Raw genomic sequence first — 16,030 nt, 5'->3', positions numbered from 1 at the left:
CGAACCGAGCGGTCGGAGGTTCGAATCCTCCCGGATGCACCATCTTCTCCGAGATAGCAGCAAAACTGTTGTTTCATGGTCTGCGAGATAATCGCGAGCACCAGGAAGGATAACGTTGCTCCAGCAACGGCCCGCAGGGCGAACGCTAGTGAGTCATCCTCCCGGATGCACCATCTCCCCCTTTAAATTATTTCCACATACTCTCTGAACCCCCCTCAATTCGCTGTCAGCGACAAAATCAATCAATTACGATAAAATAACGTCTGGTCATTCGGCTTGTGAGAAGACGATGTACGAACGTTATGCGGGTTTGATTTTTGATATGGATGGCACCATCCTGGATACTGAGCCAACGCACCGTAAGGCGTGGCATGAGGTATTGGGGCATTATGGGCTGCGGTTTGATGAACAAGCCATGGTCGCCCTCAACGGCTCCCCAACGTGGCGTATTGCCCAGTCGGTAATTGAATTGAATCATGCCGATCTTGACCCCCATGCCTTAGCGCGCGAGAAAACTGACAAAGTGAAAAGCATGTTGCTGGATAGCGTCCAGCCTCTGCCGTTGGTTGACGTCGTGAAAGCCTGGCATGGGCGTCGGCCTATGGCGGTAGGAACGGGGAGTGAAAGCGCAATTGCAGAAGCGCTGCTCGCTCACCTTGGACTGCGTCGCTATTTTGATGCTGTCGTCGCAGCCGATCACGTACAACGCCACAAACCTGCTCCTGATACGTTTTTGCTTTGTGCCGAACGTATGGGGGTTATTCCGGTTCGTTGCGTCGTGTTTGAAGATGCCGATTTTGGAATACAGGCGGCGCACGCTGCGGGAATGGACGCCGTGGATGTCCGGTTATTGTGAGTGATGGACTGTCGCTCCTGTCACTGTTTGCCAGCAGTTTTCTCAGCGCCACGCTATTACCCGGTAATTCTGAAGTCGTTTTAGTTGCTTTGCTGGTCTCCGGGATAAGTCATCCCTGGGTCTTAGTCTTAACAGCAACAATGGGTAATAGCCTTGGAGGGTTAACTAACGTTATCCTTGGGCGTTTCTTTCCTTTGCGTAAAACATCGCGCTGGCAAGAAAAAGCCACTGGCTGGCTGCAGCGCTATGGCGCTGTCACACTATTATTAAGCTGGATGCCGGTTGTAGGTGATTTATTGTGCCTGTTAGCCGGGTGGATGCGCATCTCGTGGGGTCCAGTTCTCTTTTTCTTATGCCTTGGCAAGGCGCTGCGCTATGTTGTTGTCGCAGCGGTTACGACGCAAGGCATTATGTGGTGGCACTAATTGTGTTGTGAGATAGCCTTCAGGGTAACCAATACCATTATGCTAATTAAAACGATTTTGACAGGCGGGAGGTCAATTTGATCCCGGACGTATCACAGGCGCTGGCCTGGCTGGAAAACCATCCTCAGGCGTTAAAGGGGATTCAACGTGGTCTGGAGCGCGAAACGCTGCGTGTTAATGCAGATGGGTCATTAGCAACGACAGGCCATCCTGAGGTGTTAGGCTCAGCGCTAACGCATAAATGGATAACTACTGACTTTGCCGAAGCGCTGCTGGAATTTATCACTCCGCCAGGCGATGACATTGAGAAAATGCTCACATTCATGCGCGACCTGCATCGTTATACCGCCAGAAACCTGGGCGACGAGCGTATGTGGCCGTTGAGCATGCCTTGCTATATTGCCGAAGGCCAGGATATCGAACTGGCGCAGTACGGCACGTCGAACACCGGTCGCCTGAAGACGCTGTACCGTGAAGGCCTTAAAAACCGTTACGGTGCATTGATGCAGACAATCTCAGGCGTACACTACAACTTCTCGCTGCCAATGGCTTTCTGGCAGGCGAAGTGCGGCGTAACCGAAGGCGAAGATGCTAAAGAGAAGATCTCCGCGGGCTACTTCCGTCTGATCCGCAACTACTACCGTTTTGGTTGGGTGATCCCGTATCTGTTTGGCGCCTCTCCGGCCATTTGTTCCTCTTTCCTGCAAGGAAAACCGACAACCCTGCCGTTTGAAAAAACCGACTGCGGGATGTACTACCTGCCGTACGCGACATCGCTGCGTCTGAGTGATTTGGGGTATACCAATAAGTCGCAAAGCAATCTTGGAATTACGTTTAACGATTTGCATGAGTATGTGGCAGGATTAAAGCGCGCGATTAAAACGCCCTCCGAGGAGTACGCAGCGATCGGTCTGGAGAAAGACGGTAAGCGTCTGCAAATCAACAGCAACGTTCTGCAGATTGAAAATGAGCTGTATGCGCCTATTCGTCCGAAACGTGTCACTCGTCGTGGTGAAACACCATCTGATGCGCTTCTGCGTGGCGGTATCGAGTACATCGAAGTACGCTCGCTGGATATCAACCCGTTCTCACCGATCGGCGTGGACGAGCAGCAGGTGCGCTTCCTCGATCTGTTTATGGTCTGGTGTGCGCTGGCCGATGCCCCGGAAATGAGCAGTGATGAATTGCTGTGTACGCGTAAAAACTGGAATCGTGTGATTCTCGAAGGGCGTAAGCCTGGACTGACGTTAGGTATTGGCTGTGAAACAGCCCAGTTCCCGCTGCCTAAGGTTGGGAAAGATTTGTTCCGCGATCTGAAACGCGTGGCACAAACGCTGGACAGCATCGATGGGGGAGAGGAGTATCAGAAGGTCTGTGATGAACTGGTTGTCTGTTTTGACAATCCTGAACTGACTTTCTCTGCCCGGATCCTACGGTCTATGATTGATGAAGGCATTGGCGGTACGGGCAAAGCGCTGGGTGAGGCTTACCGAAATTTGCTGCGTGAAGAGCCATTAGAAATATTGCAGGAAGCTGAATTCATTGCTGAAACCGAGGCTTCGAAGCGTCGTCAGCAGGAGATTGAAGCGGCTGATACTGAGCCGTTTAGCGTGTGGCTGGAAAAGCACGCTTGATACAAAAGAAAAAGGCCACTCGGGAGTGGCCAAAATTTCATCTCTGAAAACAGGGATGATGATAACAAATGCGCGTCTTTCATATACTCAGACTCGCCCCGGAACAAAGAGTTCAGATTATTTTTAAAAAATTTATCGGAGGTGGCTAAATGCCGTTGTTAGATAGTTTTACTGTCGATCACACCCGGATGGAAGCTCCCGCGGTCCGGGTTGCAAAAACGATGAACACCCCACATGGCGACGCAATCACCGTGTTTGATCTGCGTTTCTGCATTCCGAACAAAGAAGTCATGCCTGAGAAAGGTATCCATACGCTGGAGCACCTGTTTGCAGGTTTTATGCGTAACCATCTGAACGGTAATGGCGTTGAGATTATTGATATCTCTCCGATGGGATGCCGTACCGGCTTCTACATGAGCCTGATTGGTACGCCGGACGAGCAGCGTGTTGCCGATGCGTGGAAAGCGGCAATGGCGGACGTGCTGAAAGTACAGGATCAGAACCAGATCCCGGAGCTGAACGTTTACCAGTGCGGTACGTATCAGATGCACTCTCTTAGCGAAGCACAGGATATCGCGCGTCATATTCTGGAGCGTGATGTACGCGTGAACAGCAATGAAGAGCTGGCGCTGCCGAAAGAGAAATTGCAGGAACTGCATATTTAGTCTTATTGATTAGCTGTTCCAGTATTTAAATTAACCCCGGTTTATGTCCGGGGTTTTTTATTTCGTCATATAATCTATATCTATTATATTTACGACAGGAATATAATTTCAGTTAATTAATGGGTGACCTGTTAAATAATAAAACGTGATCTGGTAAACAGAAAATAATGGATAATTAACGATGCCAGCTCACACCGATCACATAAATCAAAAAACATAAATAATTAATAGAAAAACATAATGGAATACGCCAGATATCCAGGTAATAAAAAGACTCTTTTCATCGCTGGTGGATGGGGTTTTTATCAAATCTTATCTGGTATACATTAAACTTTAGGGATAAAAAATGAAGGTGAAATATTTAGCGCTTGTGGTCGGCGCTTGCTTTTCGCATAACCTTTGGGCAGCAAATACCGCTATTGAACAGCGTCTTGCTGAACTGGAGCAGCGCGTGATTAATGCCGAACAGCGAGCCGCAGATGCTGAATCGCAAATTCGCTCGCTGAGGCAGCAGCAGGTAGCCGCAGCGCCGACGGTGCAAGTACAATCTGCTGAACCCTCAGCCTCTACGGAAAATCCACCCAAATTAACGCTATCCGGTTTTAGCGATATCAAGTTCTATGGCGACGTTGAGTTTAATATGGATGCGGCAAGCCGCTCTGGTAGCCTGACATCAACCAGAACTTCAGCAAATAAAGATTGGGCGCCGGGAACGAATGAACGTTGGGATATCAACGGGCGTCTGCTATTAGGGTTTGATGGCTACCAACGACTGAACAACGGTAATTTCGCCGGATTCTCAGTTCAGCCGCTGGCAGACCTGACCGGAAAAATGAATCTCGATGATGCAGTGTTCTTTTTTGGCCAGGAAAAAGACTGGCAAATTAAGGTCGGACGTTTTGAAGCGTACGATATGTTCCCGCTGAATCAGGATACGTTTATTGAATATTCAGGTAATACGGCGAATGATCTTTACAGTGATGGCTATGGCTATATTTATATGATGAAAGAGGGGCGTGGACGTAGCGACAGCGGCGGTAATTTCCTGATAAGTAAAACCATCGATAACTGGTATTTTGAAGTGAATACATTGATGGAAAATGGCAGTACGCTCTATACCGAGAAGCAGTACCACGGGATGGACTTAACCAATGATAAAAACGTGGCTTACGTGCGCCCGGTGATCGCCTGGCAAAACGGGCGTTTCTCGACGGCAGTGGCGATGGAAAGTAACGTCGTTAACAACGCCTACGGCTATTATGAGAACGGGAAGTGGATCGATCAGTCCGATCGTACGGGGTATGGTTTTACCATGACCTGGGACGGACAAAAAACCGATGCGGAAGACGGCGCGGTGATTAACCTGAATACTGCTTATATGGACGCGACCGATGAGACCGATTTTACCGCTGGGGTGAACGCGTTGTGGCATCGATTCGAACTGGGCTATATCTATGCGCATAACAAAATCGAAGCCTTCAATGCTACCAATATCGATGCCGTTTGTGAGAACGATTGCTGGATCACCGATCCCGGCAATTATGACATTCACACTATTCATGCCTCATATTTATTCCCCAATGTGATGGATATGAAAAACTTTAATATCTATCTCGGTGCTTATGCCTCATGGGTTGAGGCCGATCCGAACAATGGCGACAACAGCGAAGATGCACGTTACGGCGGACGCCTGAGATTCAAATATTATTTCTGATGCTGGCCACAATAAAAAAGGGATCCGCAGATCCCTTTTATCAGATAGTTAGTGCGCTCCACCGCCGCCGCCGCCCGCGCCGAAGGGCGGTTTAGCGAACCATACCAGACCAAGCAAAACCAGGAAGATCCCCGCCGACATCCAGAAGATTTCGTTGGCGGAAATAATCAGACCCTGATTAGTGATCTGCTGAGCTATCCACCCTGACGCCTGCTGGTGCGTCATCCCTAAATCCTGCAGCTTGTCGTACATTGCCTGAGCATTTGGGTTGTAGGGGTTAACGGATTCCGTCAATTGCGCATGGTGCAGCGACTCACGGTTAGTCCACATCGTTGTTGTAATCGATGTACCAATAGAGCCGGCCAGCGTTCGCGTAAAGTTAGACAAGCTCGATGCAGCCGCCAGACGCTCAGGCGGTAAACCGGACAGCGTAATGGTCGTCAGCGGCATAAAGAAGCAGGCTACAGCGAACCCCTGAATAAACTGCGGCCAGGCCGATGCGCCAAAGTCCATACCCGGCTCGAACGTCCACGCACGCCAGTAGAAACAGACGGCGTACATAATAAAACTGAACGTCACCAGCCGACGCATATCCAGCTTGTGCGCAAAGCGGCCGATAATTGGCGACAGGATCACCGGAATAATCCCTACCGGCGCGGACGCCAGACCAGCCCAGGTTGCCGTATAGCCGTAAACCTCCTGCAATAGCTGCGGCAGCAGGACGATGGCGCCGAAGTAGAGCATATAGGCCAGGCTAATACACAGGCAGCCGATGGTAAAGTTGCGCGACTTAAACAGCGAGAGATCGACAATCGGGTGCTCGTCGGTAAGTTCCCAGACGATCAGGAAGCTGATAGCAACCACGGCGACCACCGTCAGGATGATAATCTCCTGCGAGGCGAACCAGTCCAGCTCTTTGCCGCGGTCGAGCATAATCTGCAAACTGCCGATACCGATGACCAGCAGTGCCAGACCAATGGCGTCAATGCGCCGCTGCTCGGTTTTGGTTTCCCGACCGCGCAGGGTTTGCAGGGTCATCAATACCACCGCAGCCCCGATTGGCACGTTGATAAAAAATATCCAGCCCCAGTGATAGTTGTCGCTGATATAGCCCCCCAGAATAGGACCACATATCGGGGCAACAATCACCGTCATCGACCATAGCGCGAGGGCGATGGAACGCTTGGCGGGTGGATAGTTATTCAGCAACAGGCTCTGTGACAGCGGAATTAATGGACCGGCGACAATACCCTGGATTACGCGGAAGAAAATCAGCATGTTCAGGCTGGTGGACATCCCGCATGCCCATGACGCAATGACGAAGGCGATAGTTGACCACATAAAGAGTCTTACTTCGCCAAAGCGTTTTGCCAGCCAGCCGGTGATCGGAATAGAGATAGCGTTCGCTACCCCGAATGAGGTGATCACCCAGGTTCCCTGGCTCAATGAAGAGCCGAGGTTCCCGGCGATAGTGGGGATCGCCACGTTAGCAATGGTGGAGTCCAGCACCTGCATGAATGTCGCCAGGGACAGCGCGATCGTCATTATGACGAGCTGCGCGCCTTCCAGCGGTTTTTGCTGTTGCATCACACGCACCTTTGAATTAGCCCGCGTTGGCCCGCACGATCTCTTCGATCATCTTATTGACCGGAGCAAGGTCGATTTCACGTGCATTACTTTCTGATACCGGCGTGGTGCGGACCTGGCTTGCCAGAATTTGTCCGTCACGATTGGAGGTATCGACTGTAACCAGCGTAGACAAACCGATCCGCAAAGGATGCTGTGCCAGTTGCTGCGCATCCAGTTCGATACGCACCGGCAGACGCTGGACGACTTTGATCCAGTTACCGGTCGCGTTTTGTGCTGGCAGCAAGGAGAAGGCGCTGCCCGTTCCCATATCGAGGCCGACAACTTTACCGGTATATTTCACGTCATCGCCATAAATATCGCTGACAACCGTCGCGGGTTGGCCAATACGAATGTGGGCGAGCTGTGTTTCTTTGAAGTTGGCATCCACCCACAGGTTGGTGGCCGGAACAACCGCCATTAACGGCGTGGTTGGGCTAATCTGCGCACCAGGCTGTACGGCGCGACGGGATACATAACCGGTCATTGGGCTGACAATTCTGGTACGTTCCAGCGCCAGCCAGGCATCGCGCACTTCGGTGGCGGCCTGTTGTACGGCGGGTTGATCTTCCAGCTTGCTGCCGAGAATCATTGCCTGGTTAGCATTATATTGTTGGATTGCGACATCAAGCTGAGCCTGAGCGCTGGCGACGGCATCACGCGCATGTTGCAGCTCTTCGCGGCCAATCAGGTTGGCATTGCCCAGCGGGACACGGCGATTAAAATCGCTTTGTGCCTGCGTCAGAGCTGTTTTCTGCACTTCAATGTTGGCCTGTAACTGCTTGCTGTTGATCATCAACTGGTGCGTCTGACGCACGCTGGAGGCCAGCGCAGTTTTGGCTTTTTCAAATGCCTGTTTGGCATCTGTCTGGTCGAGGGTGACCAGCACATCGCCTTGTTTTACAAAGTCAGTGTTATCAGCCCAGACTTTCGTCACGCTGCCTGATACCTGCGCCATGATTTGAACCTGGTTCCCTGCCACGTACGCATCATCTGTATCTTCGTAATGACGCAGTACTAAAAACCAATAAATCCCATATGCCACGGCAATGATAATAAAGAGCAAGGTCAGAAGGAGAAGCAGACTTTTACGTTTGCCATTCTTCTTGACCGGTTGCTGCGGGGTTTGAGTCTCCGCATTTGCGCTCATGTTTTTCTCCACGATCTTCTTTTTATTCACATCGGCTGAGCCGACCTGTTTATCAGACAGGCCAGCAGTATGCGTGCTGGCCTGTCGGTTTTTTCATTTATAAATCTGGATTTCTGAGCGAGTCGACGCCTTAGCGCAGCGCTTCTAACACCGCGCCATCCTGCTCCATCTGATCAAGACGGGTCAGAAGTTTACGGGTAATTTGCTCAAGCTGATCTTTTTCGGTGGTGCTAAGAGACGACCAGAGCTGGTGCAGGCAATTATGCTGAGGCGGTAACACCTCTTGCAAAAATGCATGGCCTTTCTCGGTCAATTGCAGATGCAGACAGCGGCGATCGTTATCGCTTTCGCGACGTTCGATCCAGCCACGTTTTTCTAACTCATCCGCGATGCGGGTAGCGTTAGTACGTGACGAGCCAAGCGCACAACTCAGTTCAGAAGGCTGAATACTGTGGTTTTCCTGAGACTCCAGCGTAATCAACGCCATAAACAACGTCTCGTTAATCCCTTGAGCTTTCAGCATCTTATTGCGATTTTCCAGCAGCTTGCCCTGCATGTGCATGCATAGACGAGTCAGAAGCACTTCCTGATAAGGGAACTCTTCGTAGCGGCTGGCGCGAAATTTTAGCATTTGTTCAATGGGCGTAAACGAACTATCCATTTGGGTATAACCTCATTAATTTCAGCCGATATAGTAACGACAGTGACAAATAAAGTAAATGTATTATTAATTTAAAATGATTGTTTTTATCTATAAGACAACCAGCATTTTCCAGGCTAATCCATAGCCCAGAGCACTCAGTAACGTTGGAATGATGATGCTGCGGGTCTTATAGAAGCTTGCACCCAGTATGACAAACCCCACCAGAGTAGGCACGAACCGACGAGCGTCGTGCATCACTTCTGGCGCGGTAGACACCACCAGCAGGGCGCAAATTGATGTAATGCCAATAGTGTCGAGTAATATGCCCGTCGCGCCGCGCTTCGTCGGGCGAACATTGCCGACCCCAAGACGGAGCGGCAAATAGCGAAAACAGTAATTTACGCAGCCGACCAACAGGCCAAGTAGCAGAACTTCATAGCTCATCAGGACCTCCTTGCCAAAATGACTGGATGAGCGCCGTCAGGCATCCACAGACAATACCTGCAAGGATAGCGGCAGGGATGGAAAACAGCATGACGCCAGCCAGCGCCCCGGCCAGGGCCGCAGTCACGCAAAGCGCCTGTTTTCGTTGGAATGACGCGAGCAGGAAGCTCATAAACAGCGCCGGGAGCATGAAGCCCAGTGCCGCTTCAACCGCCGGGTAATCTTTGAGTAAACCACTGCCGGAAAACGCGCCGAGCACCGTACCAAACACCCAGGAGGCCCAGGAGCATAGCGCAATGCCGATCATCCAATTTTCACTCCAGCGCCGGTTATCCCGTACCAGTTTCGCCGTTGCAGCGGCAAAGACTTCATCGGTAAGGCCAAAAGCCCACAGCGCGCTTTTGGGTTTACTCAGTCGCTGGGCGATCCGACTACGCAGGGAAGGGCCGTACAAAACATGACGGACATCCATGGCCATGACGGTCAGCGCGGCGACCCACAGCGAACTGCCTGCGGCGAGCATGGTGGTAATGACAAACTGGCTGGCTCCCGCATAGATAATGCAGGAGAAAAAGATGCTTTCAACCGGCGTAAAGCCAAGGCGAGTGGCATTGAGACCAAATGCAAAAGCGACCGGAATATAGCTGATAACTATTGGCAGGCTGTCTTTGAATCCTTCCGTTAACGTTGCCGAACTGGATTCAGACTGGGGTACAGGGCTTTCCATAGGGTTATAGGTTTCATTACCGAAATTAATATAACTTGGTTCAATGAGTTATAACCTTAGCAGACTGATGGGCTCCTTAACACCCTGTGGAGCCCAATCAGCGGTAAACATGCGTTATACGCTTAATTTACGGCTTCCTGACGGTGAAAACCTCGCCACCAGACCAACAGGTTGAGTATGGCAACGGTCGTACCTGCCAGACAAACGCCAGCCCACCCGGCATGCTGCCAGGCAGAGGCTGAAATCAGCGAACCTGCCGCTCCGCCAATAAAATAGCTGGTCATGTATCCGGCGGTCAGGCGATTACGCGCGTCAGGATGAATGCGATAGATAACCGTCTGGTTGGTGATGTGCACTCCCTGAACGGTGAGGTCCAACACCAGAATACCGATAATCAGCATGGGGACTGAAGCATGCCCAAACCAAATAGCAAGCCAGGAGAGCAGTAGTAATAGCAGCCCCATAGTTGTGGTCAGGTGGGATTTACCTTTATCGGCAAAACCGCCCGCCGGACGTGCGCCTAACGCCCCTGCGGCACCCGCCAGACCGAACAGACCAATCATTCCTTCCGAATAGTTAAACGGTGGCGCGGCGAGCAAAAATGCCATCGAGGTCCACAGAATACTGAAATTGGCAAAAGTCAGGCAGCCCAGCATCGCGCGGGTACGCAGCAATTTATCGTGAATAAACAGGCTGAATACGGAGCCTAACAGCTGCGGATAGTTGAGATGGGTATCGGATTTCATCTTCGGCAGGCCGCGCCACAGTGCAACCGCCATCAGCGCCATTAATACTGATGCGACCCAAAATACAGTGCGCCAGCCGCCAAGATTCGCCAGTAATCCCGCCACGGTGCGCGCCAGTAGAATACCTAGCAACAGGCCGCTCATAATCGTGCCGACGACCTTACCGCGCTTGTCCGGTGTGGCAAGCGTTGCCGCCAGCGGAACCAAAATCTGTGCCACTACCGAGAACAGACCGGTCAGGGCAGTACCGAGGATCAGCATACCCAGCGACTGGCTGCTGGCGGTGATCAGCATGCCACCAGCCGCTAACAGCGTCATGGAGACAATCAGCATCCGGCGTTCAAACATATCGCCGAGCGGCACTAAGAACAGCAGGCCAGCGGCATAGCCGAGCTGGGCCGCGGTGACGATAAACCCTGCGGTACTGGCAGAGAGCGAAAAGTTGCGTGCGATGGTGTCGAGCAGCGGCTGCGCATAATAGTTACTGGCGACGGCGAGGCCGGTGGCGATAGACATTAACAGGATTAGCGAAGGGCTAAGTCCCTGAGTTGTTTTCGTCATGGTTTTCAACTGAATAATGGATTGCAGAAAACAATCATAACGGAAGTGATTAAATGTTGCTGATTTGTTGAGTGATGGATTGTGCGATTGGAGGAGGGTGGATATGCCGGATAAGGCGCATCGCGCCACCATCCGGCATTGGTATGGTTATTGTGCCTGATGACGCTACGCTCATCAGGCCTACGAGTTGGTTATTTCTGCGCGGCCAGCGCTTCGTTCACCCAGCCGTCAAACTGCTGCTGGTGGGCTTTGATCCAGCCGTCAACGTGACCCTGCACGTCGGCTTCAGACGCTTTCCCGTCGTGCATCATTGCGTTTTGCGCGTTGATATCCGCCAGCGGCAGCTTCATGATGGCAAACAGTTTCGCTGCAGCCGGGTTTTTCTCCGCCCAGGCTTTATTGGCGACAATATGCATCGTGTTCACCGGGAAGCCGTAGTTGGCGCCGTTTGGCAGCTTGGTATCAATATCTTTCTGCTCGCCAGGCAGGGAAGAGAACGGCACCTGCAGCCAGACCACATCTTTACCCGGCTTCATTACGTCGCTGACCCAGTACGGTGTCCAGGTGTAGTAAAGAATGGGTTTACCTTCTTTGAAGCGGGTAATGGTGTCAGCCATCATCGCTGCATAGTTACCGTGGCTGACTTCGACGGTTTTTTCCAAATCGAAAGCTTTGTTCTGGTGGTTGATTACTGCTTCACAACCCCAGCCCGGTGAACAGCCCATCATATCGGCTTTTCCGTCACCGTTGGTGTCAAAGATTTTGGCGATCTTCGGATCTTTTAACTGGGCGATATTGGTGATTTTGTACTGCTCAGCGGTTTTTTTGTCGATCAGATAACCCTGTGCGGCACCCGTAACGAATACCCCCTCGCGATAAAATTTTTTGTCTCCGCCCGCCGCGGCGTACATATCATCATGCAGCGGCTGCCAGTTCACGGCGGTAAAAGTTGCATCGCCAGAGGCAATGGAGGTATAGCCGACGTTGTAGTCAACTTCGCTGGTTTTGTTAACGGTGTAACCCAGTTTCTCCAGCGCACGAGCGACTAACTGCGTCTGGAAGGATTCTTCAGAGATAGTGCTCTGGATTGGCTGTACGGTAATGCCTTTGCCCGGCAGGTCGGCAGCGAAAGTGCTGGTGGAGACAAGGGTGGCAAACGCTGTGGCAATAATTGCTTTCTGTCGCATCGTTGTTCCTTAATTATTGGAGGGACGTGTAGGCCCGGTAAGCAATGCGCCACCGGGCAACGGGTGAATTACTTCGTGAAAGGGCGAGTGATAAGCCCAACGGGACCAGTGGTGTACCAGCGACGGTTGCCACGGCTACGCGAATCGCGACCAACGGCCTGTGTCAGGCGATCCAGAATGATGGCGAGGATCACAATCCCAACTCCGCCGACGGTGGCAAGCCCCATATCCAGACGACCAATTCCGCGCAGAACCATCTGACCCAGCCCGCCCACGGCAATCATCGACGCGATGACGACCATTGAGAGCGCCAGCATCAGCGTCTGGTTAACCCCAGCCATAATGGTGGGCATTGCCAGCGGGAGCTGCACTTTAAACAGCATCTGGCGCGGGCTGGCACCAAACGAACGCGAGGCTTCAATCAGATCGGCTGGCACCTGGTTAATCCCCAGAATAGTCAGACGTACGATTGGCGGCAGGGCGAAGATAATCGTCACCACTACGCCCGGGACGTTACCAATACCGAACAACATGACAATCGGCACCAGATAGACAAACGCGGGTGTGGTTTGCATGGCGTCCAGCAGCGGGCGAACAATTTTTGCTGCCCGTGGACTGCGCGCCAACCAGATCCCCATCGGCAGACCGATCACCACGCAGAACAGCAACGCGGTCAACACCAGCGCCAGAGTTATCATGGCCTGCGACCACGCGCCGATGGCACCGATGGCAATCAAGGAAATCAGCGTAGCAACGCCCATCCCAACACCGGAAATCTGCCAGGCAATTAGCGCGAACAGGATAATCGCCACCGGGGCTGGCATACCTAACAGCAGCTGTTGAAAACCGTTGAGAATGTAATCCACCGGGACACGAATGCCCTGGAAGACCGGACGGAAATGGGTAACGACCCAGTCGATCCCCTCTGTGACCCAGCTGTCCAGTGGGATCAGCGTTTTATGGAACGGATCCATAATATTGAAATGCTCTGGTGCCGGCGCGGGGGCGCTGGTCAGCCAGTCCGCGCCACCGCCGTCAGTGGGCGCACCGGATGGCGTGCTCCAGGCATCGGCAGTTTGTGCGGCGCTGTCGGCCGCTGGTGTGGTATCCCACGGATTAGTTTGATCAGCCATTGTTTACCCCCTCACGATCTAAAGCCTGTAACAGCATGCGTTTTGAAATGACGCCCACATACTGCTGTTCCTCATCAACAACCGGCACCGCGCACGGGGCCTGGCCGACATGAGAAAGCAACTCGCTGAGAGGAGTTTGTGCATCTACGGCTAACGGCTCATCGATCAATGCCGCTTCAATACCTTGCGCCTGACTTAACGCTGTTTTTAAGGAGTCGATTGAAACAACGCCAACGAATTTATTGCCGCGTTCGATCACGTAACCATATTCGCGATCTTTGTCCTGCAATAATTGCAGCGCCGAACGTGGACCCACCCCGGGCGTTTTACGAATTAAACCTTCGGGGCTACGGCGTGAAATATCTTTCGCACTGAAGACCTGGCTAATATCAACGCCGCGGAAGAAGGTGCGTACATAATCATTGGCTGGATTATTCAGGATTTCATCCGGCGTGCCGACCTGGACCACTTCACCGTTTTGCATAATGGCAATTCTGTCGCCAATACGCATAGCTTCGTCGAGATCATGCGATATAAAGACCACGGTGCGTTGATGCTTCGCCTGTAGTTTTACCAGTTCATCCTGCATCTCAGTACGAATTAATGGATCGAGGGCTGAGAAGGCCTCATCCATTAATAAGATATCAGGGTTAATGGCTAATGCGCGGGCGAGGCCTACACGCTGGCGCATACCCCCGGAAAGTTCATCCGGGTATCCGTGAGCATAATTCTCCAGACCAACCTGACGTAGCGCATCTAATGCTTTTTCACGACGTTCATCCGCACCAACACCGGCTAATTCCATGCCGAATGCCGTATTGTCCAGCACCGTCATGTGCGGCATCAGGGCAAAGGACTGGAACACCATCGCAATCTTTTTTCTGCGCACCTCGCGAAGCTCAGCATCGGATATCCGGGCGATGTCTACGCCGTCAATCAATACCTGCCCGCGGGTGGGTTCAATCAGGCGATTGAGAAGGCGTACCATTGTGGATTTACCCGAACCGGATAATCCCATGATGACAAATATCTCGCCTTCTTCAATGGCCAGACTGGCGTTCTTAACGCCAAGCGATAGCCCCGTTTTATCCAGAATCTGCTCTTTTGAAAGTCCTTTTTCAATATATTTGAAGGCTCTCTGCGGATGCTCTCCAAATATCTTATAGAGATTTTTAACTTCTAATTTAATTGCCATGCAATAGAATGATTCCTGTTATTTGTTTATATCGATATATTACCTGATGGAAATAGTGACCTTTTTCTACCCTAACATACTGAGAATCTGAGACAACCCTGAATTTGGTTGTGGCATGAATATTGCCAAAGGTCAGGTGGCGGGACTTCCCGTGATATAAGGGCTGAGCGCGAATGTGAGCGGCTTAATATTTTTTGTAAATGGCAATGAAAAGTCGCCTGAATTGCTGGAATGCAGGCGAATAATGCGTCTGATATTGAGTGTAGATCACACAATTATATTTGCACGACAAAAGTGTGATCCTGTTAAAATATTTCCGCGAAAAATGTACGGTATTTCCCGTGAAAATGAGTGCTAGAAATTCCAGTCGTCATCTTCGGTTTCGACCGCTTTTCCCATCACATAGGATGAACCGGAACCCGAGAAGAAATCGTGGTTTTCGTCAGCGTTGGGCGACAGCGCGGCAAGGATTGCCGGGTTAACCTCCGCCATTTCAGGCGGAAATAGCGCCTCGTATCCCAAATTCATTAATGCCTTATTGGCGTTGTAACAAAGGAAGGCTTTGACGTCATCCACCCAGCCGGTCTCTGCATACAATTCTTCCGTATAACGCGCTTCGTTATCATACAATTCCATCAACAGGTCAAAGGCAAAATGCTTTAACTCTTCGCGTGCTGATTCGGAAATATGCTCCAGACCTTTTTGATATTTATAACCAATGTAATACCCATGAACCGCTTCATCACGAATGATCAGACGAATGAGATCGGCGGTATTGGTCAGTTTACCGCGACTGGAGAAATACATCGGTAACCAGAAGCCAGAATAGAACAGGAAGGATTCCAGAAACACGCTGGCTATTTTTTTCTTCAACGGTTCGTCGCTGGCGTAATGTGCCAAAACGATCTGCGCCTTGCGCTGGAGTGGGGTATTTTCTTCACTCCAGGCGTAAGCTGCATCCACATCTTTGGTCTGGCAAAGGGTGGAGAAAATAGAGCTATAGGAACGGGCGTGCACCGCCTCCATAAAGCTGATATTCGACAGCACCGCCTCTTCATGCGGCGTTAACGAATCAGTCATTAACGCTGGTGCTCCGGCAACATTCTGAATGGTGTCGAGCAGCGTCAGCCCGGTAAAAACGCGGATTGTTAGCTGCTGTTCGGCTGCGTTCAACGTTTGCCAGGCCGGAATGTCATTGGAGAGCGGGACCTTTTCCGGGAGCCAGAAGTTACTGGTCAGACGGTTCCATACCTCAAGATCTTTATCATCCTCAATCTTGTTCCAGTTGATGGCGCTCACGCGGGATAATGTCATTTTCTCCTCC

At 51.5% G+C, this 16,030-nt stretch carries 15 protein-coding genes; 5 read left to right on the top strand and 10 right to left on the bottom strand.

Features of this window, described 5'->3' with window-relative positions; genetic code table 11:
- Positions 1–289: 289 nt before the first annotated feature.
- The 5 genes from yqaB (at position 290) to WC1_RS06305 (ending at position 5,294) form a co-directional block, all read left to right on the top strand.
- Positions 290–856: a fructose-1-phosphate/6-phosphogluconate phosphatase gene (gene yqaB, locus WC1_RS06285; protein WP_016150874.1), complete on the top strand. Its 567-nt coding sequence runs from the start codon at positions 290–292 to the stop codon at positions 854–856.
- The gene (locus WC1_RS06290) at positions 853–1,281 is read left to right on the top strand and encodes a YqaA family protein (RefSeq protein WP_003037317.1); all 429 of its coding nucleotides are present in this window, start codon (positions 853–855) and stop codon (positions 1,279–1,281) included. Before yqaB ends, WC1_RS06290 begins: the two co-directional genes overlap by 4 nt.
- Positions 1,282–1,358: 77 nt before the next feature.
- Positions 1,359–2,915: a glutamate--cysteine ligase gene (gene gshA, locus WC1_RS06295; RefSeq protein WP_003037314.1), complete on the top strand. Its 1,557-nt coding sequence runs from the start codon at positions 1,359–1,361 to the stop codon at positions 2,913–2,915.
- 149 nt (positions 2,916–3,064) lie between these two features.
- Complete coding sequence (luxS, locus tag WC1_RS06300; RefSeq protein ID WP_003037312.1) at positions 3,065–3,580, top strand: S-ribosylhomocysteine lyase; 516 nt, start codon at positions 3,065–3,067, stop codon at positions 3,578–3,580.
- A gap of 346 nt (positions 3,581–3,926) precedes the next feature.
- Entirely contained in the window at positions 3,927–5,294 is a 1,368-nt protein-coding gene (locus WC1_RS06305; RefSeq protein ID WP_016150873.1) for a carbohydrate porin, read from the top strand.
- 48 nt (positions 5,295–5,342) lie between these two features.
- Here the strand turns inward: WC1_RS06305 and emrB are convergent, their stop codons facing one another.
- From emrB to nrdF, 10 genes are all read right to left on the bottom strand, one after another.
- Complete coding sequence (gene emrB, locus WC1_RS06310) at positions 5,343–6,881, bottom strand: multidrug efflux MFS transporter permease subunit EmrB (protein ID WP_003037306.1); 1,539 nt, start codon at positions 6,879–6,881, stop codon at positions 5,343–5,345.
- Positions 6,882–6,897: 16 nt separating this feature from the next.
- Positions 6,898–8,070, bottom strand: a complete 1,173-nt coding sequence (gene emrA, locus WC1_RS06315) for a multidrug efflux MFS transporter periplasmic adaptor subunit EmrA (RefSeq protein ID WP_016150872.1) — start codon at positions 8,068–8,070, stop codon at positions 6,898–6,900.
- 130 nt (positions 8,071–8,200) lie between these two features.
- Positions 8,201–8,731, bottom strand: a complete 531-nt coding sequence (emrR, locus tag WC1_RS06320) for a multidrug efflux transporter EmrAB transcriptional repressor EmrR (RefSeq protein ID WP_003037300.1) — start codon at positions 8,729–8,731, stop codon at positions 8,201–8,203.
- Positions 8,732–8,821: 90 nt separating this feature from the next.
- Complete coding sequence (gene ygaH / locus WC1_RS06325; protein ID WP_003037297.1) at positions 8,822–9,157, bottom strand: L-valine transporter subunit YgaH; 336 nt, start codon at positions 9,155–9,157, stop codon at positions 8,822–8,824.
- Positions 9,147–9,884, bottom strand: coding sequence for an AzlC family ABC transporter permease (locus tag WC1_RS06330; RefSeq protein ID WP_016150871.1), 738 nt, complete (start codon positions 9,882–9,884; stop codon positions 9,147–9,149). The genes ygaH and WC1_RS06330 overlap by 11 nt, the downstream gene beginning before the upstream one ends.
- 122 nt (positions 9,885–10,006) lie before the next feature.
- Entirely contained in the window at positions 10,007–11,191 is a 1,185-nt protein-coding gene (locus WC1_RS06335) for an MFS transporter (RefSeq protein ID WP_003839673.1), read from the bottom strand.
- A gap of 191 nt (positions 11,192–11,382) precedes the next feature.
- Positions 11,383–12,378 (bottom strand): glycine betaine/L-proline ABC transporter substrate-binding protein ProX, encoded by a 996-nt coding sequence (proX, locus tag WC1_RS06340; RefSeq protein WP_003037288.1) that lies wholly within the window; start codon positions 12,376–12,378, stop codon positions 11,383–11,385.
- 68 nt (positions 12,379–12,446) lie between these two features.
- A complete protein-coding gene (proW, locus tag WC1_RS06345; protein WP_003037285.1) occupies positions 12,447–13,511 on the bottom strand; it encodes a glycine betaine/L-proline ABC transporter permease ProW in 1,065 nt (354 codons plus the stop codon).
- Positions 13,504–14,706, bottom strand: a complete 1,203-nt coding sequence (proV, locus tag WC1_RS06350; RefSeq protein ID WP_003037282.1) for a glycine betaine/L-proline ABC transporter ATP-binding protein ProV — start codon at positions 14,704–14,706, stop codon at positions 13,504–13,506. The genes proW and proV overlap by 8 nt, the downstream gene beginning before the upstream one ends.
- Before the next feature lie 354 nt (positions 14,707–15,060).
- On the bottom strand, positions 15,061–16,020 hold the full coding sequence (gene nrdF / locus WC1_RS06355) for a class 1b ribonucleoside-diphosphate reductase subunit beta (protein ID WP_016150870.1): 960 nt from the start codon (positions 16,018–16,020) through the stop codon (positions 15,061–15,063).
- Positions 16,021–16,030 lie beyond the last annotated feature (10 nt).

This window comes from Citrobacter sp. KTE30, assembly GCF_000398825.1.
GTDB classification, from domain to species: domain Bacteria; phylum Pseudomonadota; class Gammaproteobacteria; order Enterobacterales; family Enterobacteriaceae; genus Citrobacter; species Citrobacter freundii.
This window is presented reverse-complemented; position numbering and strand designations above follow the sequence as displayed.

Bases quoted from the DNA above. Each gene is read 5' to 3' on its own strand.
- yqaB (WP_016150874.1), top strand. From the start codon at position 290: ATGTACGAACGTTATGCGGGTTTGATTTTTGATATGGATGGCACCATC.
- luxS (WP_003037312.1), top strand. From the start codon at position 3,065: ATGCCGTTGTTAGATAGTTTTACTGTCGATCACACCCGGATGGAAGCT.
- WC1_RS06305 (WP_016150873.1), top strand. From the start codon at position 3,927: ATGAAGGTGAAATATTTAGCGCTTGTGGTCGGCGCTTGCTTTTCGCAT.
- emrB (WP_003037306.1), bottom strand. From the start codon at position 6,881: ATGCAACAGCAAAAACCGCTGGAAGGCGCGCAGCTCGTCATAATGACG.
- emrA (WP_016150872.1), bottom strand. From the start codon at position 8,070: ATGAGCGCAAATGCGGAGACTCAAACCCCGCAGCAACCGGTCAAGAAG.
- emrR (WP_003037300.1), bottom strand. From the start codon at position 8,731: ATGGATAGTTCGTTTACGCCCATTGAACAAATGCTAAAATTTCGCGCC.
- ygaH (WP_003037297.1), bottom strand. From the start codon at position 9,157: ATGAGCTATGAAGTTCTGCTACTTGGCCTGTTGGTCGGCTGCGTAAAT.
- WC1_RS06330 (WP_016150871.1), bottom strand. From the start codon at position 9,884: ATGGAAAGCCCTGTACCCCAGTCTGAATCCAGTTCGGCAACGTTAACG.
- WC1_RS06335 (WP_003839673.1), bottom strand. From the start codon at position 11,191: ATGACGAAAACAACTCAGGGACTTAGCCCTTCGCTAATCCTGTTAATG.
- proX (WP_003037288.1), bottom strand. From the start codon at position 12,378: ATGCGACAGAAAGCAATTATTGCCACAGCGTTTGCCACCCTTGTCTCC.
- proW (WP_003037285.1), bottom strand. From the start codon at position 13,511: ATGGCTGATCAAACTAATCCGTGGGATACCACACCAGCGGCCGACAGC.
- proV (WP_003037282.1), bottom strand. From the start codon at position 14,706: ATGGCAATTAAATTAGAAGTTAAAAATCTCTATAAGATATTTGGAGAG.
- nrdF (WP_016150870.1), bottom strand. From the start codon at position 16,020: ATGACATTATCCCGCGTGAGCGCCATCAACTGGAACAAGATTGAGGAT.